We start from the raw sequence: 1,572 nt of genomic DNA, 5'->3' as shown, positions 1-1,572 counted from the left end.
GGGGTCTCCTCGTTTTCAGTGCAATAAGTGACGGTACGCAAAGCTAGCACTGGCGCGGGGGTGGTCTGGGTAGACCGTTGATTTCATTGACTTTCCTGTTCGCTTTGTAAACGGGTATGGTGGCCTCCCACTTTTGAGGTTCACGATGCAGGGTTGGCACACAACGTTTTTGGGGATGCGTGGGCTCCCCCGCGATATCAGCGACTTCGAGATGAAGGCATTTTTCACCTTCGATGGTGCCGAGCGCGACGCAATCAATGCACGCCGAGGTGATTCCCACAAGCTTGGTCTGGCGCTCCATATTGGTTTCCTGCGCATGAGTGGGCGTTTGCTCGGTGCCTTTCGGGTAATTCCAGTAGCCTTGTGGCGCCACCTTGGCAACGAGCTTGGCATTGCAGCACCAGAAGTCGCCTCGCTGAGAGCCATGTATGAACGCGGGCGCACGCTATTCGATCACCAACAAGTAGCCTGCACGGTCCTTGGATTCCAGTGGATGAGCGAGCACCAGCGCCGCTCACTGGTACGTGAACTGCGCGACGAAGTGGCGCGCTGCGCCGACCGCGATCAGCTACTCGTGCGGGCGCGTCAATGGCTGTACAAGAACAAGCTGGTGATCGTGCACGAGCGGGCAATTCGGACACTGATTGCGGCGGCACTTGCCCAGCTTGAAGTTGAAACAGGCACCGCCATCGCCGCCAGCGTTGATCCAGCAACACTTGATCGCTGGCGAGCCTCAGTTTCAGAGCTGCGCCCAGATGGACAAACCCAGCAGAGTTGGCTATGGGCTGCACCGGCGAAACACTCAACCCGCCAAATCAGCGAGGTACTGGAGCGCATCGACCTGCTTTACACGCTGGACGTTCATAAGCACCTGGCAGACATCCCCGATCTCATCTTGCGCCGCTACGCGCGCCGACTTGTCTCCAGGCCGCCCTCAGCCGGAGCCAAGATCAAAGAGCCAGCGCGCACCGTGGAGGTCGCATGCTTTCTTCGGTATTGCCTGTTCACCACCACAGACCAGTTGATCCTTATGGTGCAGCGCCGGATCGCCGATCTGTGGCGTCAGGCTGCCGCCGATGTCCCCGCTACCGTCAATTGGGCCGCAATGTACAAAACGCTGCTCGGCGAACTTGTTGCCTTGAGCGCGCAAGGTGCGGTGCCAGATGCTGAGTTGCGTGCCCGTCTTGAAGCCTTGATCACCGAAACCCAGAAACGCAAACCACCGAGCAGGGCCTCCCTGGTCCGCGAGGGATTGATTGATGGAATTCGCCCCGTGCGGTCGTTGCTCGTCGCCATTGCAAAGCTGCCCTGGCAGGCCACCGGCGAGCATCCTGCCATCGAGTACCTTGCCAAGCTGCAAGCTTTATATCTCAAAGGATCCAGAAAGCTGCCAGTTGAAGTGGTGGCACCAAGTCTGGGAATGATCTGGCAGGTTTCGATCTCCAGCCCAGACCGGGAACGGGCGTTTCAGGCGTTGGAGGTGGCCACCCTGTTTGCCCTGCGCCGCGCGGTGCGCAATGGCTCGGTCTGGATTGAGCACAGCCTGAGCTTTCGGGGTCGTGCGCGCTTGTT

At 59.2% G+C, this 1,572-nt stretch carries 1 pseudogene; it reads left to right on the top strand.

Annotation, left to right across the window (positions count from 1 at the left end):
• Window positions 1-145: 145 nt before the first annotated feature.
• A pseudogene (locus tag ISG32_RS27470) lies at window positions 146-1,572 on the top strand (Tn3-like element IS1071 family transposase); the annotation flags it as partial.

Origin of the sequence: Diaphorobacter caeni (genome assembly GCF_015354245.1) — a bacterium.
GTDB classification, from domain to species: Bacteria; Pseudomonadota; Gammaproteobacteria; order Burkholderiales; family Burkholderiaceae_C; genus Diaphorobacter_A; species Diaphorobacter_A caeni.
This window is presented reverse-complemented; position numbering and strand designations above follow the sequence as displayed.